Genomic DNA, 21,052 nt, shown 5'->3' with positions numbered 1-21,052 from the left:
CGGATGGGCGCGACAGAGCCGTTGCTGCGCGTGGAGGGCCTGAGCAAGGCCTATCCGGGCGTACTGGCGAACGACGCGGTCAACCTTGCCATCGCTCCGGGGCAGGTGCATGCGCTTCTGGGCGAGAACGGCGCAGGCAAATCGACCCTGGTCAAGATGATCTACGGGCTGGTGCGGCCCGATGCGGGCAGCATGGTGCTGCGCGGCGCGCCCTACGCGCCGCCCGATCCGCATGCGGCGCGGGCCGCCGGGGTGGCGATGGTGTTTCAGCACTTTTCGCTGTTCGAGGCGCTGAACGTGGCCGAGAACGTGGCGCTTGGCATGGAAAACCCGCCGCCGCTGCGCCAGCTTGCGGCACGCATCCGGGCGGTGAGCGATGCTTACGGGCTGCCACTCGACCCCGGCCGGATCGTCGGCGATTTGTCGGCGGGCGAGCGCCAGCGGGTCGAGATCATCCGCTGCCTGTTGCAGGAGCCGAAGCTGCTGATCATGGACGAGCCGACCTCGGTGCTGACGCCGCAGGAGGTAGAGATTTTGTTTGCCACGCTGCGGCTGCTGGCGGCGGAGGGAACCGCGATCCTCTACATCAGCCACAAGCTCGAGGAGATCCGCAGCCTCTGCGACCGCGCGACGATCTTGCGTGGCGGGCGGGTGGTGGCGGCCTGCAACCCGCGCGAACGCACGGCGCATGAGTTGGCCGAACTGATGGTGGGGGCGGAGCTGAAGCTGACCGACCGGGCCGGGCGCAAGCCGGGCGAGGTTCTCCTGGAAGTGGTCGGGCTGCACATGCCGCCAGCCTCGGCCTTTGGGCCATCGCTGAAATCGGTCAGTTTCGAGTTGCGCCGGGGCGAGGTGCTGGGCATCGGCGGGGTGGCGGGCAATGGTCAGGAAGACCTGCTGGCGACGCTTTCGGGCGAGCGGCCAAGTAGCGCCGGCACGGTGGTGCTGAAGGGCGAGGATGTGTCAACGCTGGGGCCGAACCCGCGCCGCGCGCGCGGCCTGCTCGCCGCACCCGAAGAGCGGCTGGGCCATGCCGCCGCCCCCGACATGAGCCTGACCGAAAACGCCGTGCTGACCGGCACCATGCGCCGCCCGCTGACCCGCCACGGTTTCATCGACCGCCGCGCGGCGCGCGCCTTTGCCGCGGAAATCATCGCCGCATTCGATGTGCGCACGCCGGGGCCGCAGGTGGCGGCGCGCGCACTTTCGGGCGGCAATCTGCAGAAATTCGTGATCGGCCGCGAGGTGTTGCAGGCACCCGAGGTGCTGGTGGTCAATCAACCGACCTGGGGGGTGGATGCCGCCGCCGCCGCCGCCATTCGCCAAGCGCTGCTTGACCTTGCAGCGGCGGGTGCTGGGGTCATCGTCATCAGCCAGGACCTTGACGAACTCCTTGAAATATCAGACAGGTTCGCGGCGCTGAACGAGGGTCGGCTGTCGCCGCCGCAGGCCACCGCGAAGCTGACCCTGCGGGAAATCGGGCTGAGCCTCGGCGGCGCGCATGGGATGAAACCGCTGGAGGTGCTGGCATGATAACGCTGGTCGCGCGCCCTGCCCCGTCGCGGTTCTGGAGCTGGGCGACGCCGGTGCTGGCGGTGCTGGCAACGATGCTGGCGGGGGGCGGGCTTTTCGCGCTTCTGGGCTCCGACCCATTTGAGGCGATCCGGGTGATTTTCTGGGATCCGCTGTTCGGTGCCAATGCCGGGTATTTCCGCGGCCAGTTGTTCATCAAGGCGGGGCCGCTCATCCTGATCGCGGCGGGGCTGGCGGTGGGGTTTCGCGCCGGTATCTGGAATATCGGGGCCGAGGGCCAATACATCATCGGCGCGCTCTGCGGGGCGGCGGTGGCGTTGGCGGCATTTCCGGCCGAAAGCGCGCTGATCTTTCCCGCCATGGTGCTGGCCGGGGCTTTCGGTGGCTGGGTCTGGGGAATGATTCCGGCGCTGCTGAAAAACCGTTTCGGCGCATCGGAAATTCTGGTTTCGCTGATGCTCGTCTATGTCGCGCAGAACTTGCTGGCCTGGGCCGCTTTCGGGCCGCTGAAGAACCCGGCGGGGTTCGGCTTTCCGGGCTCGCGCAACCTGCAACAATACCCCTCGGCGCATAACGCGGAGCTGATTGCTGGAAGCGGCGTGCATTGGGGGGTGGTTGCGGGAATTGCGGCGCTGATCGGCACCTATGTGCTGATGAACCGCCATATTGCGGGCTTTCGCATTCAGGTGGCGGGCGATGCGCCCAAGGCGGCGCGCTTTGCCGGGGTGGCACCGGCGCGGCTGGTGGGGTTTTGCCTTGGCCTCTCGGGGGCGCTGGCGGGGCTTGCGGGAATGTTCGAGGTGGCGGGCCCGTCGGGGCAGGTCACCGACAGTTTCAACGCGGGCTACGGCTTTACCGCGATCATCGTGGCGTTTCTGGGCCGCCTCAACCCGGTGGGCATTTTGCTTGCGGGCTTGCTGATGGCGCTGACCTATATCGGCGGCGACATGGCGCAACTGACGTTGCGGCTGCCTGCGGCGGCGATTCAGGTGTTTCAGGGATTGTTGCTGTTCTTCCTGCTCGGGATGGACCTTTTGACCAATTACACGGTGCAATGGGGAAAGGCGCGGGCATGACGCTGGGCGGGATCGACCTTGTGGCGCTGATGGCGATGCTGATGGTGGCCTCGACCCCTATCCTGCTGGCCGCGACCGGCGAGTTGATCGCCGAAAAGGCGGGGGTGCTGAACCTCGGTGTCGAGGGCATGATGATCATGGGCGCGATCGGCGGCTTTGCCGGGGCGGTGATGACCGGCAGCCCGGCGCTCGGCTTTCTGGCGGGTGCCGGTGCCGGGGCGGCGATGGCGCTGGTCTTTGGCTTTCTCACCCAGGTTCTGCTGTCGAATCAGGTGGCGACCGGGCTTGCGCTCACGCTGTTCGGGATGGGGCTTTCGGCGCTGATCGGCAAGGGCTTCGAGGGGGTGCGCCCGCCCGCCACCGGAAAGCTCGACCTTGGCGGGCTGGCCGATCTGCCGGTGCTGGGGCCAGTGCTGTTTCGCCACGACTGGGTGGTGTATCTGTCGCTGGCGCTGATCGTCGCGGTGTGGCTGTTCCTGCACCTTTCGCGCGCCGGGCTGATATTGCGCGCGGTCGGCGAAAACCACGATGCCGCGCATGCGCTGGGCTACCGCGTGGTGATGGTGCGGCTGGCGGCGCTGGCCTTTGGCGGTGCGCTGGCCGGGCTTGGCGGTGCCTATCTGAGCCTGGTGCGGGTGCCGCAATGGACCGAGGGGATGACCGCGGGCGCGGGCTGGATTGCGCTGGCGATCGTGGTCTTTGCCTCGTGGCGCATCGAGCGGGTGCTGCTGGGTGCCTATCTTTTCGGCGGGGTCACGGTTTTGCAGCTGCGCCTGCAGGCGGCGGGCTATGCGATACCCGTGCAACTCTTGTCGATGGCCCCATATGTGATAACCATTCTGGTGCTCGTGATCATTTCTGCGCGCCACCGTCGCGGCGCGCAGGCCGCCCCGGCTGCCTTGGGGCGCATCTTCCACGCCTCGCGCTGAGGCTTGCAACCGAGGGCCGCGTGCCCGCGAAACATTGGGGAGTTTTCGATGAACCGCAGATCCTTCATGACCACCACCGCGATCACCGCCGCGGCCTTGAGCCTTGGCCTTGGCCGCGCGGCCTGGGCCGCCGACCCGCTGAAGGTCGCCTTCATGTATGTCGGCCCGGTGGGCGACATGGGCTGGTCGTTCCAGCACGACCAGGGCCGCCAGGCGGTCGAAGCGGCATTCGGCGACAAGGTCATCACCTCCTATGTCGAGAACGTGCCCGAAGGCCCGGATGCCGAGCGGGTGCTGACGCAGATGGCGCTGGCGGGCAATCAGCTGATCTTCGCCACCTCGTTCGGCTACATGGACGCGGTGATGAACGTGGCCGCCAAGTTCCCGAACGTGCGGTTCGAGCATGCCACCGGCTACAAGCGCGCCGACAACGTTTCCACCTATGACGCCCGCTTTTACGAAGGCCGCGCGGTGATCGGCACGATTGCGGGCCGCATGACCAAAACCAACAAGATCGGCTATATCGGGTCTTTCCCGATCCCGGAAGTGGTGCAGGGCATCAACTCGGCCTTCATCCACGCCCGCAAGGTCAACCCTGCGGTGGAGATGAAGGTGGTCTGGGCCTACACCTGGTTCGACCCGGCGAAAGAGGCAGATGCCGCCGCCGCGCTGATCGCCGAGGGCGTCGATGTGCTGATGCAGCACACCGACAGCACCGCGCCGCAGGCCAAGGCGCAGGAAGCGGGCATCTATACCTTCGGTCAGGCATCCGACATGGGGGCCTTTGCCCCGGCCCCGCGGATTTCGTCGATCATCGACAACTGGGGGCCGTATTACGTTGCGCGCGTTGGCGCGATGCTTGACGGCAGCTGGGCCTCAAACGGAAGCTGGGAGGGCATCGGAGCCGGGGCGGTCGGCATTGGCGAGATCTCGGATGCCGTTCCTGCCGAGGTCAAGGCCGAGGCGCTGGCGCTTGCCGCCGCGATTGGCGCGGGCACCTATCACCCGTTCACCGGGCCGCTGAACAAGGCCGATGGCAGCGCCTGGCTGGCGGCGGGCCAGGTGGCGGATGATGGCATGCTTTCGGGGCTGAACTTCTTTGTCGAAGGCATCACCGCGCAGATGCCGCAATAAGACCCGGCGAGAGAAACTTGGGGGCCGTGGCGGCGACGCTGCGGCCCTTTGTCCGTTCACGCCGTGGTGACTTGCCGCCAGTGCCGCGGCATCGTTACTGACCGCGACCCTTGCCTGATGGAGCGCCCAATCATGTTGTCCTTCCCGATCAGACCGCTTGCCCTTGCGCTTTTCGGCCTTGGCCTTGCCACCGGCGCGGCCTTTGCCCAGGCACCCGCCCCTGCCGAAGCAGCCGCGCCAAGCGCCGAGCTTGTGCCAACCGCGGCGCTGGCCGAAGGCGGGGCAGCACTTGGCGACGACGTGCCCGTGGCATGGGAGCTTTACGCGATTGCCGCTGGCGGCAAGGCCGGGGCGCGGGTGGCCCATGCGGGGCCGGGCGCGGTGCTGAGCGCGCCGCCGGGCGATTACATATTGCTGGCGAAGCTCGATCTTGCCTTTGCCGCAGCGGTGGTGACGATTGCGCCGGGAATGAACACGGTGCCGGTGCTGGCACTGAATGCGGGGCTTCTGGAGCTGACGCCCGCATTGTCACTGGCGGGCGAAGTGTATAACGGCGCGGCCTCGTATCTGGTGACCGCCGATGGTACCACGATGAGCTATGTCGGCCCATTCCGGACCTATGTACCGGCGGGCGAAGTGAAGGCGACGGTGGTTTTCGACGCCGTCAGAACCGAGCAATCGTTGCAGGTTCGGGCGGGCGAAACCGTTGCTGAAAGCGTGGTGGTAATGGCTGCCGCCGCCGATGTGCGGGTTTCCACCGGCGCTTTCGTGCTGCCCGAGGGGCTCCATCCACGGATCGACATCTTTGCCGCCCCGACCAGCGCCGGCGGCGCGCTGCGCATGGTGGTCTTTGACAGGCTTTCCGAGCGGCGGTTCATTCTGCCGCCGGGGGATTATGTGGCGCAGGGTCTGGTGGAAGGGGCGAATACCAAGGTGCCGTTCAGCCTCAAGGCAGGCGAGATTGCACCGGTGGCGCTTGATCTGGCGGCGGGCCTGCTGCGCATTTCCGCGCCGGGGGCCAATTCGCTGGCGGTGATGGCTGCAAGCGACAACCCGGCCGAACCCTGGCGGATGATCTATCACCAGTTCGACCTGACCGCGCTGGAATATGTGGTGGTCGAGGGCGACTACTTGGTCGAGGCCTATTTCGAGACCGGCAAGGTTGAGAAAACCGCGCGTGTCGCGGCGGGCGAAACGGCGAAAGTCACGCTTCCCTGACCGCCGGGCGGCCGCAACGCGCCTCGCTTGCCCGCCCGGTGCCGCGCGCGCCGGGGCGGGCAGATTCTTCTTGACGCGGCAACTTGTCACATTCATTGTCCCGAATATATTTGGGCGGCCGGGTGGAGCGGCTGAGGCAGGGGGAAAAATGGCACATTTCGTGGTACTGGGCGCCGGCCTGGGCGGCGCCATCATGGCGTATGAATTGCGCGAGGCGGTGCGCAAGGAAGATACCGTCACCGTGGTGACGAAGGACGCGAAGTATCACTTCGTTCCCTCCAACCCCTGGATTGCGGTGGGCTGGCGCAAGCGCGAAGACATCACCGTGGACCTGGCACCGGTGATGAAGAAAAAGGGCATCGCGTTCATTCCGGTTGCCGCCGAGCGCCTGCACCCGGACGAAAACCGGCTGCAACTGGCTGATGGGCAATCGGTTTCCTACGATTATCTGGTGATCGCCACCGGCCCGGAGCTGGCCTTTGACGAGATCGAGGGCTTTGGCCCCGAAGGCCATACGCAATCGATCTGCCACATCGACCATGCCGAACAGGCGCGCGAGGCGTTTGATGCCTTTTGCAAGAAACCCGGCCCGATCGTGGTGGGGGCGGCGCAGGGGGCAAGCTGCTTTGGCCCGGCCTATGAATTCGCCTTCATCCTCAACACCGCGCTGCGGCGCGCGAAAATCCGCGATCAGGTGAAAATGACCTTCGTCACCCCCGAGCCCTATGTGGGCCACCTTGGGCTTGACGGGGTGGGCGACACCAAGGGCCTGCTCGAGTCGGAAATGCGCGAGAATGACATCAAATGGATGACTTCGACCCGCATCAAGAAGGTCGAGGCGGGCAAGATGACGGTCGAGGAAGTCGGCGATGACGGCCAGGCGAAACCCGAAAAGGAACTGCCCTTTTCCTATGCGATGATGCTGCCCGCGTTCCGCGGCATCAAGGCGCTGATCGGCATCGAAGGCCTGTCGAACCCGCGCGGCTTTACCATTGTCGACAAATACCAGCGCAACCCGAAGTATCAGAACATCTTCGCGGTCGGCGTTTGCGTGGCGATTCCGCCGATGGGGCCGACAGCGGTGCCCTGCGGCGTGCCGAAGACCGGCTTCATGATCGAAAGCATGGTGACCGCGACGGCGCAGAACCTTGGCCAGATCGTGCGCGGACAGGAACCGAGCAACGTCGGCACCTGGAACGCCGTCTGTCTGGCCGACTTTGGCAACGGTGGCATTGCCTTTGTTGCCCAGCCGCAGATCCCGCCGCGCAACGTGAACTGGTCGGCATCGGGCAAATGGGTGCATCTGGCCAAGATCGGCTTCGAGAAATACTTCATTCGCAAGCTGCGCAAGGGCAAATCCGAGCCGTATTACGAAAAGGCGGCGATGCACATGCTGGGCATCGACAAACTCAAAGCCGTGAAAAAGGGCTGAAATATCAAGGCCAAGGCGGAATGTCCAGCAACCGCGCCGAAGCCTCGCGGTCGGCGTGCAGATCTGCTGGCGCACCCCGCCGCCAAGCGCCTTCCAGCGCGGCGGCAAGCCATTCAGCGCCGCCATGACCGGGGCCGGAAAGATACCGGAACGGCGCGGCGCGGATGGCTGTCCGGCGCGGCGGCTTCTTCGATCAGTCCCTCGGGCAACGGGCGGGCGCGCTTGCGGGCCATTTCGATCTGTCGGTTTCGGGCGATGCGGTAGATCCAGTCGGAAGCCGGGGCCAAGCCGCGATCGAATTGCCCGGCCTTGTGCCAGTCCGTCAGCAGCACATCCCGCACCCCATCCTCGGCCTGCGCGGCACCAAGGCCGCCGCGCATGGCCACGCCCTTGAGGCGCGAGCATCAATTGCGGCCGCGTCGAATACGCGACGCGCCACCTTGCCAGCGGGTTCGGGCAAAGCCGCAACCTGGCGCGTCGGGGCTTTCCCCAAGACCGATTTGCGCGCGCGCCGGGTGTTGCCCGCGTGATGGCGGGGCAGCTTGCTTCACCTTCGGGCCCGAACGCGTTGATGCGGCGGCCCCATGCGTGCGCTGGGGCACCAGCCAAAGCCTTCCGCCATGCGGCCGATTTCCTGCTGATCGACCCGGAAGCTGCGGCAGGCCTTGCCGTTTCCGGAGGTTGCGGGAAGGTATTGGTTTTGCTTCGCCTGCACTGCAGAGCGTGTTAGCATCGGCGTATTCCATGGCGCGGGCAGCGAGGGCGTGGTGGCCACGCTTGTGGTTCGCCCGCGTGCCCGTCGGAAACCGCGCCTGATCGGCGCGGCGCTGCATCGCCCTTTGGGGCCGGGGCGCATGGTGGCACTGATCCACTGGCAGGCCCTGACGCTTTGGCTGAAGGGGTCGCGGTATCACCGCCACCCGCTGCCCCCGAAAGAGGAGGTCAGTTGATGATTTACCTGAGCGCCCGGGTGCGCCGCGAATTTCTTGATGCCCTGGCCGGGATTCGGCAGGGAAGCCTTGCGCTGAGCACGCCCGAGGGCGACGCGCTGATGTTTGGCACCGGCGAGCCTGCGGCCGATCTGCATATCACCGACTGGTCGGTGGTCACCGCACTTGCCGCGCGGGGCGACATCGGACTGGGCGAAACCTATGTGGCCGGGCTTTGGCATACGTCGAGCATTGAAAAGCTGGCGCAGATGGCGCTGCTGAACCGCGATCAGCTTGCGGGTTTTTCCTACGCCGACCGCTGGAACCAGTTGCGCTATCGGCTTGCGGACAGGGTGTTGCGCGCCAATTCCCTGCGCGGTGCCGCGCGCAACATCCGCGCCCATTACGATGTCGGCAACGCGTTCTACCAATTGTGGCTCGACCCCTCGATGACCTATTCCTCGGCGCTGTTCGCGCCGGGCGACACCGACCTATACCGCGGCCAGCTGCGCAAATACGACCGCATCCTGAACCGGATCGGCAATGCCGAGAACGTGCTGGAAATCGGCTGCGGCTGGGGTGGGTTTGCCGAGCGCGCGGCGGGCGAGGGGCGGCGGGTAACCGGGCTGACGCTTTCGCCCGCGCAAAAGGGCTATGCCGACGCGCGGCTTGACGGGCGCGCCGAGATCCGGCTGCAAGACTACCGCAGCACCGAGGGGCGCTTTGATGCGATCGTCTCGATCGAGATGATCGAAGCGGTGGGCGAGGCCTATTGGCCCGCCTATTTCGCCACACTCAAGGCGCGGCTGGCCGAAGGCGGGCGCGCGGTCATTCAAGCGATTACCGTGCCCGATGCCTATTTCTCGATCTACCGCGCCGGGTCCGATTACATTCGCCGCTACACGTTTCCCGGCGGCATGCTGGCAAGCACGGCGGTGCTTGTCGATCAGGCGCGGCGCGCCGGGCTGGAGGCGGCGACGCCCTTTGCCTTCGGCGGCGACTATGCCGAAACGCTGCGCATGTGGTCGGCGCGGATGAGCGAGGCGGCTCCGCGGATACGGCGGCTTGGCCATGACGAGGCGTTTCTGCGCAGCTGGAAATTCTACCTCGAAATCTGCGCGGCTGCCTTTGCCACTGGCCACACCGACGTGCTGCAACTTGAGTTGCAGCACGCTTGAGAACCTGTGTCGCGGTGCCGCGGCCGAGGCAAATTTTGCCGGGCCGCTGCGCGTTCCGGGATTTTGCCGCCCCGGGCTGGCTTTACCTGCGGCTTTTCGCCTTAAGCGCGGATTTGTGAACGCTAGCGGCAGCGGCCAGCTTGATCGGTGGGCGAAGTGGCGCTAGAGGCGGGGCATGACAGCGCCCAGCCGCCCTTCGCGCCTTGTTGCGCTTTTGCTCTGCCTTGCGCTGGCAATTTCGGCGCTGGCGATGCCGCCACCGGCGACCGCTGTAACCGGCGCTGCTGTCCACCACGCGCATGCCGCCCATGCCGCGGTGCCGGGTGCCGCCGAAGCCGGGGTGGTGGATGATCTGGCCTGTGCCATTGGCTGCACCGGGGTTTTCGACCCCACGGGCGCGCGCCCCTTCGCGGGCCCCGCCCGGCAGATGACGCGGCTGCCGTTTGCCGAAGCCGCAATTGCCGCTGACGGGCGCGAGCCTGCGCCGATGCGCCACCCTCCACGCCGCTCCACAACCCTCTGAGCGCCGCGCCCCTCGCGCGGCAGTTTCCCTCAAGGCCGCCCGCTGGGCGGAATGGAGCATCAGATGACAGACCACCCTGCCCCGCGCCACGGCGCGCCGCTGCCCGCAACCATGATCGAGGTGCAGCCATGACCCGACGATTTGCCCTGACCGCGCTGGCGCTTGGTGCCAGTCTTGCCGCAGGTGTCTGGCTGCTTGCCGCGCCGCGTGCCGGGCTGGCCGATGCCGGCGAAATCGCGCGTGGCAGTGAAGTTTATGAGGGCTTCTGCGCCGCCTGCCACGGGGAAAATCTGCAAGGCCAGCCCGACTGGCAGCGCCCCGGCGAAACCGGCCGCTACCCCGCGCCGCCGCATGATGCGACCGGCCACACCTGGCACCATTCAGACAAGGTGCTGGCGCAGATCATCTACTGGGGCACCGCCGCCATGGTCGGTAACGGTTATGAAAGCGACATGCCGGCGTTCAAGGATACGATCTCGGAAGACGATATTCTTGCGGTGCTGAGCTACATCAAAAGCGCCTGGCCCGAGCGCGAGGCGGCCTATCAGCGGCAGATCACGCTGCAGAACTGAGGCGCGGCGGGCGGCATCGGGCTGCGGTTGGGGCTTGCGCCCGGCACCGATGCCGCCAATCCTGCGGCAAACAACGAGGGAGCCGCAGATGATCGACGATAGGGGTTTTGATGCCGAACTGGCAGCATGGCGGGCGCGCCGCCTTGCCGATCTTGCCGCCGATGACGGCTGGTTGAACCTGACCGACAGGGTGCCGCTGGTGCCGGGGACGCAAAGCGTGGGCGCGGGCGCAGGCAATGACGTGGTGCTGAGCGTCGGCCCGGCGCGGCTTGGCACGTTGATGCTGGCTGAGGACGGTAGCGCCGCGTTCGTGGCCCACGGCGCGAGCGCCACGCGCCGTTTCGAGCCTGGGCCCGAAACCCCGCCGCGGCTGTGTGCCGGGCGGTTGTTGCTGGAGATTCACCGCGTTGCGGGCGAGGCGGCGCTGCGGGTGCGCGATCTTGACAGTGCGGCGCGGCGCGCATTTGCGGGCCTGCGCTACTTTCCCGCCGACAAGGCCTGGCGGATTCGTGCCCACTGGCTGGCCCTTGCCACCCCCGAGGCGCGCGGGATTGCGCTGAAAGGTGGTCACGCCGCCGAGTTCACGCTGACCCACCGGGCCGAGTTCGAGCATGCGGGGCGGACGGTCACGCTGTTGCCGACGCACCGCAAGGCGGGCAAGCCGATGTTCGTTTTCCGCGACCTGACGTCGCGCAGCCAGACCTACGGCGCGGCGCGGTTTCTGATCCCCGATGAAATCGGCGATGACTGGATCGTGCTCGATTTCAACCGCGCCTTCAGCCCGCCCTGCGCCTTCAGCGAGCACGCGATCTGCCCGCTGCCACCGCCCGAAAACCTGCTACCCTTCGCCATCGAGGCGGGAGAGCTGAAGCCCTGAACGCGGGGCTGGTGCCGGTGGAGGGCATGGGGAAACGGCCTCGCAGATCAACATTGCTGAACATTTTCGGCACGTTGGGCGGATGGAGAGACTCACGCATTACTCCTCCCAGACCATAGCTGAACTTACAACCGCTCTGCTCGAAGTGGACCAAAAGGTGGACTATAAAAAGGTGAACTGGCGAAGGTCCTGATGGTTCTCTCCACAAGTGGATCACTTTTGCACGCGGATTCACATCGAAGGGCTTGCGCTTCTTGGTCAGGATCGCGCGGGTGTGCAGTTCGTCGATCAGCTGCGCCGTGGAACTGGACCGCGCGAACAACCGGAAGATCGTCTGCACCGCTGCGGCCTCGGCCGGGTTCACGACCAGTTTGCGGTCCTTCACATCATGGCCCAGTGGCACCGGACCACCCATCCAGATGCCCTTTCGGCGCGAGGCGGCCACCTTGTCGCGGATCCGCTCGCCGATCACCTCGCGTTCGAACTGCGCGAAGGACAACAGGATGTTCAGCGTCGGTCGCCCCATGGACGTGGTGGTATTGAAGGACTGTGTGACCGAGACGAAGGTCACGCCATTGCGGTCGAAGACCTCGACCAGCTTCGAGAAATCCATCAGCGAACGCGACAGGCGATTGATCTTGTGGACGACCACCACATCAATCAGCCCGTCTTCGATGTCGGCCAACAGCTGCTTGAGGCCGGGCCGCTCCAGCGTGACGCCCGAGATGCTGCCATCGTCATAATGATCGCGCGCCAGAACCCAGCCGCGACGAGACGGTGCAAGCCTTCGGCTGGCAGTCTGTGGACGTCGCCGGACAGGTTGGCCTTGCCAATATGGCCGCCATGGGCCGGCCGGCGCGCAACATCGTGCTGGTAGGTGACCCTCCGTTACGCGAACTCACGAAACCGCTTCTTTGGCGCAGATGGTGGACAGGCCGGGTTCGCAGCGCGTGGATTGCCCCCGGCGAAGAATAGATTTGACATTCATATAGTGGCATATACAAATTTGAGGACCTGTGCGGCGGGAGGGGAGCCCGGTGCGCGGGGAGTGCTGGGCAGAGGGGGAGTGAAGCCTTGGCCAAAAAGCTTGATATCGCGTTGGCAGGTTCGGCCCCGAGCAGCTTCATGCAACCGGGCGTACCGAATTTGTGGCGGCATGGCTAGCCGGGTCAATTTGGTCTGCACCGCAGCCGCAGCGCTCAATGCGGCGAAAATGACCGCCGACAACTTTGCCGGTCGTGCGGCCTGATTGACAACGGCCTCTCCCGGGAAAGGAACCCCGGGCGATGGCGAAGCAACGAAGCTGAGGTTGACGCCCGGGGCGGCTACGGCACCAAGGCAAGGACCGAAAAACAACGGGGAGAGATCGAATGCTGGACGACCATAACGCTAAGTCAATGTCGATCATCGTCACCAAGGGCACGCTCGATTGGGCCTATCCGCCCTTCATTCTTGCCACTACCGCCGCCGCGATGGGGCTAGAGGTGACAATGTTCTTTACCTTCTACGGCCTGCACCTGCTGAAGAAAGACCTCGACCTGAAGGTCTCGACGCTGGGCAACCCCGGCATGGAAATGCCGATGGGGGGCATGCACATGGCGATGCCGAACATCATGGCAGCGCTGCCGGGTGCCTCGGCGCTGACCACCACCATGATGAAAAACCTCATCAAGAAAAAGGGCGTCGCCTCGATCGAGGAACTGCGTGATCTGGCGGTGGAAGCGGACGTTCGCCTGATCGCCTGTCAGATGACGATGGATCTGTTCGAGATCAAGCGCGAGGACATGATCGAGGGTCTCGACATCGGCGGTGCCGCGTCCTGGGTCGAAGTGGCGACCAAGAGCGACATCAACCTCTACATCTGAGAAAGGAACACCATGGCCGATCTGATACTCGACGCCAAGGGGCTGAACTGCCCGCTGCCCATTTTGCGCGCCAAAAAGGCGCTGAACTCGCTGCCTTCGGGGGCCACGCTCGAGGTGCAGGCGACCGATCCGGGTGCGGTAATGGATTTCGAGGCGTTCTGCCGCACCACCGGCAACGAGCTGCTGGAAAGCCGGATGGACGGGTCCACCTACGTTTTCCTGATCCGCCACACCGGCTGAACCTGACCGCAGAATTCCATCTGCGCAGTGATGCGGTGATGCGACTGGCGCGATCTTCTGAAACAGCATAGCCGGTGGAGCGGTCGATGTGCGTGCGGGGCACAAGGCTGTCGTCACGCTGCTGCAATGCGGGCCGGCGCACTTGCGCCAACGTCGAAAGCCCCATTTAGCAACTCCGCCACGCTAGGCTCAGGCCAGCCACGTCTCGAGCCCGAGAATGACCAGCACCATCACGAGGATGAACAGGGATTCGGTCACGACGAGCGCGAGCGGACGCCACCCGAGTTTGGACAGGTCTTGCAGCGAGGTCTTCATGCCGAGCGCGGCGATAGCGACGACGAGGCACCAGCGCGAGGAATCGATGATTGGCGCAACCGCAAATTCGGGGATCAGGCCAAGGCTGTTGATGACGGCGAGCACCGCGAACGCGACCAGGAACAGCGGCAGCACCGGCCCTTTCGCCCCCGCGCCCGGCGCACCTGCCGCCTCGGCCACCGACAGGGCAAGAAAACCGCGCTTGGCGATTATCCAGGCGATCCCGGTAACCACCGGCATCAGCATCGCCACCCGCAGCAGCTTGACATAGGTCGCCACCAGCCCGGCCTCGTCCGAGATCATGTGCCCCGCGCCGACCACCTGCGCGACGTCATGGATCGTGCCTCCCAGCATGATCCCCGCGGCACGATCGTCCATGCCGAGAGTGTTGACGATTGTGGGGTAGAAGATCATCGCCACGGTCGAGAGGATGGTGACCGAAATCACCGTGAACAGCGTGTCGCGTTCGTGCTCCTTGGTCTGCGGCAGTACCGCCGAAATCGCCAGCGCCGCCGAGGCACCGCAGATCGCCACCGAACCGCCGGTCAAGACCCCCTGCTGTTGCGATAGCCCCAGACGCGGTGCCAGCCACCAGCCAAAGGCGATCGTGGTAAAAACGGCGATCGGAACCAGAAGCACGGGCGTAATGCCCAGTTCCGCGATCTGTCCGGCAGATATCCGCGCCCCAAGCAACGCCACCCCGATCCGCAGCACTGTGCGTGAGGCAAAAGCGATCCCCGGCGCATAGCGCGGTTCCTTCGAGGTGAAGTTGAAGGCCATGCCGACAAGCAGCGCGTAAAGAAGCGTCGGTCCGCCATGATGGTCGGAAATGAAAGTTGCCGCCATGGCGATGATGCCCGACAGCGCCAGACCCGGCCCGATCCGCCGCGCCTCGGCAGGTAGCCGCGTTATCCACGCCATGTGTTGGCGCATTGCACCGGGTTCGGTATTGGCCACGTCGGTCTCCCCCCGATGCGTCTGGCACCCCGCGCCCACAGCCAGCCGATCCGCCTGCGCAATCCCCCCGATTGCCCTGCGCGGCTGTGCTATCCCTCTAACTGGCCGTTCGTGCAAATGCGGCCTTGCGGATATTCGTGCCGGTTCTTCCCCTGTCAGTCCAAGCGCCTGCGACGGCCCCGCGCCCGAGCCAAGACGCAGCCCTGCGCGGCATGAGGCGACTGAGGTTTCATATGCGACCTTTGCAATCTGTGCAAGTGGCTTGCCCTGCGACGCTGACAGCCCACCCGGCGGAACCGGGTGCAGGTTTGCCGCCCCCGCGACCACCTGTTTGCCAACGTCACCCGGCGGTCGGTTCTTCGTGATACTGCGCTTGTGAAAGCCCGGCCGACGCGAGCAACGCACGCAATGACGCCAGAAACCCGGGCGATCCCGCCGCATAGACCTCGGTTTGCGAAAGCTCCGGCACCCCTGCCAGCGTGGCGAGCGCCGCGGCACGCGCCTCCGCCGCCGGGTTCGAAACCGGGACGTAGCGGAACTCATCCAGCGCCGCCGCATAGGATCGCGGCAATGCCTCCTGATACAACCCCTCGGCTCCGCCGAACCAATGCAGCGCGATCGAGGCCGCGCGGTCGCGCGACAGCGCGTGTTGCAGCAGCCCTTTGATCGGCGCGTATCCCACGCCTTCGGCCACAAAAAGCAACGGCCGGGCCGAAGCGTCGTCCAGCACGAAACCGCCGAAGGGCCCGGCGATCTCGACGCACTCGTTCGCGCGCAGACCCTCGGCCAGCACGGCCAGCGCGCCGCCGCGCACAAGATGCAGCTCGATCCGGCGCTCCTCGCATGGGCAAGAGGCGATCGAAACCTCGCCCGTCGCCTCGCCGATCCGCAGGCGCAGCCGCTGCCCGGCAAGAAACTGCAGCCGGTCGCTGCGCGGGGTCAAAAGGTGCAGCGCGACAACCCGCGCGCCCAGTGCCTCGACCGCGCGGACGCGCGCCTCGATGATCTGTTCGGGTATCTCGTCCGCGCCGGGAAGTGCTGCCTCGATCACCATATCGCCCAAGGGTGCGTAGCAGCACATCAGCGTTACACTGCGCGCGACCTCGGCCTCGGTGAGCCGATAGTCATGCGGGCGCAGCTTGACCACCTCGCCCGAGACCAGCCGAGCCTTGCACTCGCCGCAGCCACCGTTGGAGCAGCCATAGGCGAACGACAGCCCCGCCCGCAGCCCCGCCTCCAGCAGGGTCTCGTTGCCTTGGGCTTCGAATGCGATGTCTTTCGACTGCACTCTGACCTGGGCCGAAAACAGCCGCATCGTGCGTTCCCGCGCGACCAGACGCTGCCAGCGTTCGCTGTCTTCGGGCGTCTCGGCCAGTTCGCGCGCCAACCAGCTGCGGATCTCGCGGGCGGTTTCGGGCGGCAGCCGTCCCTCCTCAGCCAGCGCGCCGAGCCGGTCGCCAAGCCAGCCGTGGACCTGTGTCTGGTGCCGCAGCGCCGCCTCAAGCCGCGCGAAATCTTGGCCAAGCGCATCGAGCCGCCGCGACAGAATGGCGGGGTCGGGCAGGCGTTCGCGGTCGCGCCCGCGCTTGCCCAGCGCGATTTCCTTGATCCCCTCGACGCGCGCAATCTCGGTCTCGTCGGCAAAGCGCGCCTCGGGGAAGGCACGCAGCACCTCGGCAAACTCGACCTGGCCGTCAGAGGCGGCAAGTTCGCCCGACTGCACCATGCGCTGCAAATCGGTGCGCGGCAGACCGACGATCTTGGCCAGACGGCAGAGCGGGATCGCCCCGCTCATTCCCCGCCCTCTCGGTCCGGGTGTCGGCGCAGGCGATGAAGCCCTGCGCCCGCTTCCGAGAAATCTGGGAAGGCCCGCGGGCCGATCCCGAGCGCCTCTTGCAGATAGGCCGAGACGCCGCCCTTGAAGTGCTGGATATCGCCGCAGACGTCGCACAGCACGAAGCTGCGCCGACCGATCCGGCGCAGGTACCAGCCCGCGGGCAGTTCGGCCGTGGCGATGGCCCGGCCTTCGCCGTCATGTGGCAGCAAGCCGCAGGCTTCGCACCGGATCCCCTCGCCGGGCATCGGCGGCTCAGTATCCGCCCTTGCGGCGGCTTTCCGGCAGGCCCGCGACGCGGCCGCCCTGTTTCGAGGGATCGAGCGGGAAGAGTTCGTAGAGCGCGGTGGTATCAACATTGCGGCCCCAGGCTTCGCTCATCGCCTTGACGATGGCGCGGGTGTTGGGCTGGTTGCCGCCATTGTCGAAATATTCTTCGCGCAGGAAGTTGATGATGTCCCAATGCGCGTCGGTCAGTTCGATGTCCTCCATCGCTGCCATGTGCCGCGCGAGGTCTTCCGACCAGTCTTCGGGCTCGGCCAGATAGCCGGTCGCGGTGGTCTCGATGTCGGTGCCGTTGAAGTCGATGCTCATGCGATCCTCCCTGATTGCCTATCGACGCTGTGCCCACTATCGGGGCGAAACCATGCAAGCTTGTCGCGCAGGGTCACGACCGAGCCGATGAGAATCATCGAGGGGCCTTTGAGCCCCGCCTCGGCCGCCCTGGCGGCGATGTCGGCGATGGTGCCGGTGATAACGCGCTGATTGGGGCGGGTGCCGTTGTCCACGATCGCGACCGGGGTCGTGGGATCGGCACCATGCGCAATGAAATCCTCGGTCAGCGCGGGCAGCATCGCCAGACCCATGTAAACCGCGACCGTCTGGTGCGGTTGCAGCAGCGTTGCCCAGTCAAGATCGGGGCGACCGTTCTTGGCATGCCCGGTCACGAAAATGCAGGACTGCGCATGGTCGCGGTGCGTCAGCGGGATGCCCGCATAGGCCGCGCATGCGGCGGCGGCGGTGATGCCGGGCACCACCTGAAAGGGAATGCCCTCATCGGCCAGCAACTCGATTTCCTCGCCGCCGCGCCCGAAAATGAACGGATCACCGCCCTTGAGCCGCAGCACCCGCTTGCCTTGGCGGGCGAGCGTAACCAGCAATTGGCTGATCTCCTCCTGAGGCAGTTCATGGTCACCCATGCGCTTGCCGACATAGATGCGTTCGGCGTCGCGGCGCACAAGGTTCAGGATCGGGCTGCCGATCAGCCGGTCATAAACCACCACATCGGCGCGCTGCAAAAGCCGCATGGCGCGGAAGGTCAGCAGGTCTGGGTCACCGGGGCCGCCACCGACCAGATAGACCTCGCCGATCACCGGGCGCGACGGGTCAGCCGCGGCGGCGAGTTCTTGCGCCAGCAGTCTTCTGGCACCGGGTTCATCGCCCGCGAGCACCAGATCGGCGACCGGGCTTTCCAGCAGCCTTTCGAAGAAATGCCGCCGTGCATCCGGGGCCGGAATTTCGGCGGCGACCTCATCGCGAATCGCGCCGAGAAAGCGGGCAAGATCGCCGAAAGTGGCTGGGATCGAGCCTTCCAGTTGTTCGCGGATGAGCCGCGTGAGCATCGGCGAGGTGCCCGCCGACGACACCGTAAGCATCAAGGGCGCGCGCTCGAGGATCGCGGGTGAGGCGAAATCGCACAACTCGGGCTGGTCTGGCAGGTTCACCAGTGCGCCCGCGGCACGGGCAAGATCGCGCACCCGCAGATCTTCGGTCGCCTCCCCGGTTGCGACGTAGGCAAGCAGCGCACCGGCAAAGTCCTGCGGCTCCGCCTGCCTGGAACGATGCCGAAATCGAGCATGCTCGACGAGGGGCAGGAATTCATCGTCCAGTTCCGGCGCGACAACAAAAACCTCCGCCCCGGCGCGGAGTGCCAGCTCCGCCTTGCGCGCGGCAACGATGCCAGCGCCGACGACCACCACCTTGCGGCCCCGAACGGTCAGGTTGATCGGCAATTGGTCCATCAGGTGCGCTCCTGCCCAGCCGCCCAATCGGCCATGGCACCGCCCCAGAGGCGCGCGGTCTCGGCGTCGAGGTCGAGTATGGTAAAGCGTCGGCCTTCGCGGATGCGCACCCGCAGCAGAACCATTCCGCTGTCATGCGCCACCTCCTGAAGCAGCACATCGCGCGTGTAGGGTGCCTTGATCCGCACCAGATCGGTGACGTTGGGCTCGCTCACACCGGGTCTCCCAGATAGCGTGGTCCTTGCAGGAATGCGCGCTCGACCGCTGCCTCCCAGCGTTTGGGCGTGTCGCGGTAGTCGGGCTTGATGTCATAGTCCAGAAATCGCGCGCCGTCCGATGCGGCCATTGCAACCACCACCAGAAGTTCGCCGAACGACTGCACTTCGGGGTGGCGGATGATCAGATCCGAAAGTTGGACCTGCCCGTTCACCGGCACCACGCGCTGCTTCATTGTCGCACTCCCCTGATATCGACGCGACCGATTCGCGATACAGCATGATAGTCTGCGCCCGTGGCCGCCGCCGCAGCGGCGGTGCGGTAACCGGAAAACCGATGCCGGAGTGCCGCTCGATCCTGCTCGAAGGCCATTCCGTCGGCGCGAGCAAGAGAACGGGCGGCGCGGCGGTGACCCGCTCGGGGGCGGCGACTGATTCGCCAGCGCGACGGGTTTGCCACGTTGCGCGGGGGCGCGGCACGCTCTGCGTTGCGCCAGCGCGCACAGGTGGTGCCGCCACAGGATTGGAATCCCAGTTCAAAACCCAAACCCGGATGGCCGGTCTTTATGAACATCTGCAACTGCCCCTCCCTGGTCGGTTGCCCTGTTAGCTGGCCGTCGGCGGGCCCTACGCCTCCCATGCGCGAAATCCCGCCACCAGAGCAGCGAGCCGCAGAATACACGGAGCAATGAACGTATTGCAATGTTTGCGTACGTCGTTAAGATTACCTGACGTGGTCCCTTCCCGGGGGATTGGAGGAGAACCCGGGAGACGACAGGGGCAACGTGCAGACGGCCTAGAGGAGCAAGCCGCCAGCGGGGATAGGTGATCGCGCGCCACATGCAGCAACTTGCTGCTCGCGGGGGATTCACGTCCAAGCGGTGCAGGGAAGGAACAGGGAATGACCGAGGATCTCGGGAAATCGCCGGACAAGCATGCCACGCCCCGGTTGGACGAATTGGAAAGCGGCCCTTGGCCGAGCTTCGTAACCGGCCTCAAGCGCCTGCGCGACAGCGAAGACAAGCCCTATGCCGGCATGGTCAACGACCTCATGGGCCAGCTTGAACATTCCTACACGGAACGGCTGGGTTTCTGGAAGGGTGGCACGGTTTCGGTTTTCGGTTATGGCGGCGGCATCATACCGCGCTTTTCCGAAGTTGCAGAAAAATTCCCTGAATCCAAGGAGTTCCACACGCTCCGCGTGATGCCCCCGGCAGGTTTCCACTACACGACCGAGGTGTTGCGCCAGATCTGCGAGGTCTGGGAACGCCATGGATCGGGCCTGATCGCCTTTCACGGCCAGTCGGGCGACATCATGTTGCAGGGCACCACCACCGACGGCTGCCAGAAGGCGTTCGACGAGCTGAACGAGATGGGCTTTGACCTTGGCGGTGCCGGCCCGGCCTTGCGCACCTCGATGAGTTGCGTCGGAGCGGCGCGCTGCGAGATGTCGTGCTACGACGAGGCGAGGGCGCTGCGCACAGTGATCAACGACAATCTGGGCGAAATGCACCGCCCCGCGCTGCCCTACAAATTCAAGTTCAAGTTCTCCGGCTGCCCGAACGACTGCGTCAACGCCATCCACCGCTCGGACTTTGCAGTGATCGGTACCTGGCGCGACGAGATGAAGGTGGACCAGACCGAAGTGAAGGCCTACGTCGCGGAAAAGGGTCGCAAATACACGATCGACCACGTCATTTCCATGTGCCCCACCCGCGCGCTGTCGCTGAACGACGACGACACGCTGGATGTGGACAACAAGTCCTGCGTGCGCTGCATGCACTGCATCAACGTCATGCACAAGGCACTGGCACCGGGCGAGGACCGTGGCGCCTCGATCCTGATCGGCGGCAAGCGGTCGCTCAAGGTGGGCGATCTGATGGGCACGATGATCAAGCCCTTCGTCAAGCTCGAGACCGAAGAAGACTATCAGGCGCTGAAGGATTTCGGCCGCGAGGTTATCGACTTTTTCGCCGACAACGCCCTCGAACACGAACGCATCGGTGAAACCCTCGACCGGATCGGACTGCCAGCGTTCATCGAAGCGCTGGGGATCGACCCCGATCCGAACATGGTGAGGCACCCGCGAACCTCGTCCTATGTGCGCACCGACGATTTCACCGAAGAGGCGGAGAAATATTTCGTCCGCAAGGGTCTGCGCCCCGACGGCAAGGCACAAGCCGCCGAATGACTTTGGCCCGCGC

General features: G+C 65.5%; 22 protein-coding genes and 1 pseudogene. 14 read left to right on the top strand and 9 right to left on the bottom strand.

Going from position 1 to position 21,052, the window contains the following annotated elements:
- The first annotated feature begins 3 nt into the window (after positions 1-3).
- The 6 genes from Q8J98_RS05010 to Q8J98_RS04985 all read left to right on the top strand — a co-directional run bounded on the left by Q8J98_RS05010 (position 4) and on the right by Q8J98_RS04985 (position 7,322).
- Entirely contained in the window at positions 4-1,533 is a 1,530-nt protein-coding gene (locus tag Q8J98_RS05010; RefSeq protein ID WP_305293411.1) for an ABC transporter ATP-binding protein, read from the top strand.
- The gene (locus Q8J98_RS05005) at positions 1,530-2,609 is read left to right on the top strand and encodes an ABC transporter permease (protein WP_305293410.1); all 1,080 of its coding nucleotides are present in this window, start codon (positions 1,530-1,532) and stop codon (positions 2,607-2,609) included. The genes Q8J98_RS05010 and Q8J98_RS05005 overlap by 4 nt, the downstream gene beginning before the upstream one ends.
- Positions 2,606-3,538 carry an ABC transporter permease gene (locus Q8J98_RS05000; RefSeq protein ID WP_305293409.1) on the top strand — a complete coding sequence of 311 codons (933 nt, stop codon included), beginning with the start codon at positions 2,606-2,608 and terminating at the stop codon, positions 3,536-3,538. The genes Q8J98_RS05005 and Q8J98_RS05000 overlap by 4 nt, the downstream gene beginning before the upstream one ends.
- A 48-nt stretch (positions 3,539-3,586) precedes the next feature.
- Entirely contained in the window at positions 3,587-4,672 is a 1,086-nt protein-coding gene (locus Q8J98_RS04995; RefSeq protein ID WP_305183769.1) for a BMP family ABC transporter substrate-binding protein, read from the top strand.
- A 132-nt stretch (positions 4,673-4,804) separates the two neighbouring features.
- Complete coding sequence (locus tag Q8J98_RS04990) at positions 4,805-5,890, top strand: hypothetical protein (protein WP_305293408.1); 1,086 nt, start codon at positions 4,805-4,807, stop codon at positions 5,888-5,890.
- Positions 5,891-6,038: 148 nt separating this feature from the next.
- Positions 6,039-7,322 carry an NAD(P)/FAD-dependent oxidoreductase gene (locus tag Q8J98_RS04985; RefSeq protein ID WP_305293407.1) on the top strand — a complete coding sequence of 428 codons (1,284 nt, stop codon included), beginning with the start codon at positions 6,039-6,041 and terminating at the stop codon, positions 7,320-7,322.
- Positions 7,323-7,435: 113 nt separating this feature from the next.
- Here the strand turns inward: Q8J98_RS04985 and Q8J98_RS04980 are convergent, their stop codons facing one another.
- Positions 7,436-7,708 carry a sigma factor gene (locus tag Q8J98_RS04980; RefSeq protein ID WP_305183765.1) on the bottom strand — a complete coding sequence of 91 codons (273 nt, stop codon included), beginning with the start codon at positions 7,706-7,708 and terminating at the stop codon, positions 7,436-7,438.
- Between the two features lie 279 nt (positions 7,709-7,987).
- Between Q8J98_RS04980 and Q8J98_RS04975 the strand changes: the two genes are divergently transcribed.
- From Q8J98_RS04975 to Q8J98_RS04955, 5 genes are all read left to right on the top strand, one after another.
- Positions 7,988-8,272, top strand: coding sequence for a DUF1365 family protein (locus Q8J98_RS04975; RefSeq protein ID WP_305183764.1), 285 nt, complete (start codon positions 7,988-7,990; stop codon positions 8,270-8,272).
- A complete protein-coding gene (locus Q8J98_RS04970; protein ID WP_305293406.1) occupies positions 8,272-9,429 on the top strand; it encodes a cyclopropane-fatty-acyl-phospholipid synthase family protein in 1,158 nt (385 codons plus the stop codon). The genes Q8J98_RS04975 and Q8J98_RS04970 overlap by 1 nt, the downstream gene beginning before the upstream one ends.
- A 175-nt stretch (positions 9,430-9,604) precedes the next feature.
- Positions 9,605-9,952: a hypothetical protein gene (locus Q8J98_RS04965; protein WP_305293405.1), complete on the top strand. Its 348-nt coding sequence runs from the start codon at positions 9,605-9,607 to the stop codon at positions 9,950-9,952.
- 128 nt (positions 9,953-10,080) lie between these two features.
- Positions 10,081-10,524: a cytochrome c gene (locus tag Q8J98_RS04960; protein ID WP_305293404.1), complete on the top strand. Its 444-nt coding sequence runs from the start codon at positions 10,081-10,083 to the stop codon at positions 10,522-10,524.
- Positions 10,525-10,612: 88 nt separating this feature from the next.
- Positions 10,613-11,401: a DUF1684 domain-containing protein gene (locus Q8J98_RS04955; RefSeq protein ID WP_305293403.1), complete on the top strand. Its 789-nt coding sequence runs from the start codon at positions 10,613-10,615 to the stop codon at positions 11,399-11,401.
- A gap of 315 nt (positions 11,402-11,716) precedes the next feature.
- Here the strand turns inward: Q8J98_RS04955 and Q8J98_RS04950 are convergent.
- Positions 11,717-12,167 (bottom strand): annotated as a pseudogene (locus Q8J98_RS04950) (recombinase family protein); the annotation flags it as partial.
- 604 nt (positions 12,168-12,771) lie between these two features.
- On the opposite strand from Q8J98_RS04950, the gene Q8J98_RS04945 reads away from it, so the two are divergent.
- Both Q8J98_RS04945 and Q8J98_RS04940 read left to right on the top strand, forming a co-directional pair.
- Positions 12,772-13,266 (top strand): DsrE/DsrF/DrsH-like family protein, encoded by a 495-nt coding sequence (locus Q8J98_RS04945; protein WP_305293402.1) that lies wholly within the window; start codon positions 12,772-12,774, stop codon positions 13,264-13,266.
- Positions 13,267-13,278: 12 nt separating this feature from the next.
- Positions 13,279-13,506, top strand: a complete 228-nt coding sequence (locus Q8J98_RS04940) for a sulfurtransferase TusA family protein (RefSeq protein WP_305183758.1) — start codon at positions 13,279-13,281, stop codon at positions 13,504-13,506.
- Positions 13,507-13,695: 189 nt separating this feature from the next.
- Here Q8J98_RS04940 and Q8J98_RS04935 read toward each other — a convergent pair whose 3' ends face one another.
- The 7 genes from Q8J98_RS04935 to Q8J98_RS04905 all read right to left on the bottom strand — a co-directional run bounded on the left by Q8J98_RS04935 (position 13,696) and on the right by Q8J98_RS04905 (position 19,084).
- Positions 13,696-14,778, bottom strand: coding sequence for a YeiH family protein (locus Q8J98_RS04935; protein WP_305293401.1), 1,083 nt, complete (start codon positions 14,776-14,778; stop codon positions 13,696-13,698).
- 340 nt (positions 14,779-15,118) lie between these two features.
- Entirely contained in the window at positions 15,119-16,573 is a 1,455-nt protein-coding gene (locus tag Q8J98_RS04930; protein WP_305293400.1) for a 2Fe-2S iron-sulfur cluster-binding protein, read from the bottom strand.
- On the bottom strand, positions 16,570-16,860 hold the full coding sequence (locus Q8J98_RS04925) for a hypothetical protein (protein ID WP_305293399.1): 291 nt from the start codon (positions 16,858-16,860) through the stop codon (positions 16,570-16,572). Before Q8J98_RS04925 ends, Q8J98_RS04930 begins: the two co-directional genes overlap by 4 nt.
- Before the next feature lie 7 nt (positions 16,861-16,867).
- A complete protein-coding gene (locus tag Q8J98_RS04920; RefSeq protein WP_305183754.1) occupies positions 16,868-17,206 on the bottom strand; it encodes a TusE/DsrC/DsvC family sulfur relay protein in 339 nt (112 codons plus the stop codon).
- Positions 17,203-18,633: a siroheme synthase CysG gene (gene cysG, locus Q8J98_RS04915; RefSeq protein ID WP_305293398.1), complete on the bottom strand. Its 1,431-nt coding sequence runs from the start codon at positions 18,631-18,633 to the stop codon at positions 17,203-17,205. Before cysG ends, Q8J98_RS04920 begins: the two co-directional genes overlap by 4 nt.
- Positions 18,633-18,848 carry a hypothetical protein gene (locus Q8J98_RS04910; RefSeq protein WP_305293397.1) on the bottom strand — a complete coding sequence of 72 codons (216 nt, stop codon included), beginning with the start codon at positions 18,846-18,848 and terminating at the stop codon, positions 18,633-18,635. The genes cysG and Q8J98_RS04910 overlap by 1 nt, the downstream gene beginning before the upstream one ends.
- Positions 18,845-19,084: a hypothetical protein gene (locus Q8J98_RS04905; protein ID WP_305183751.1), complete on the bottom strand. Its 240-nt coding sequence runs from the start codon at positions 19,082-19,084 to the stop codon at positions 18,845-18,847. The genes Q8J98_RS04910 and Q8J98_RS04905 overlap by 4 nt, the downstream gene beginning before the upstream one ends.
- A 665-nt stretch (positions 19,085-19,749) precedes the next feature.
- On the opposite strand from Q8J98_RS04905, the gene dsrA reads away from it, so the two are divergent.
- Positions 19,750-21,039 (top strand): dissimilatory-type sulfite reductase subunit alpha, encoded by a 1,290-nt coding sequence (gene dsrA, locus Q8J98_RS04900; protein WP_305293396.1) that lies wholly within the window; start codon positions 19,750-19,752, stop codon positions 21,037-21,039.
- The last annotated feature ends 13 nt before the right edge of the window (positions 21,040-21,052 follow it).

Source organism: Phaeovulum sp. (genome assembly GCF_030684035.1).
Taxonomy (GTDB): Bacteria; Pseudomonadota; Alphaproteobacteria; order Rhodobacterales; family Rhodobacteraceae; genus UBA6213.
This window is presented reverse-complemented; position numbering and strand designations above follow the sequence as displayed.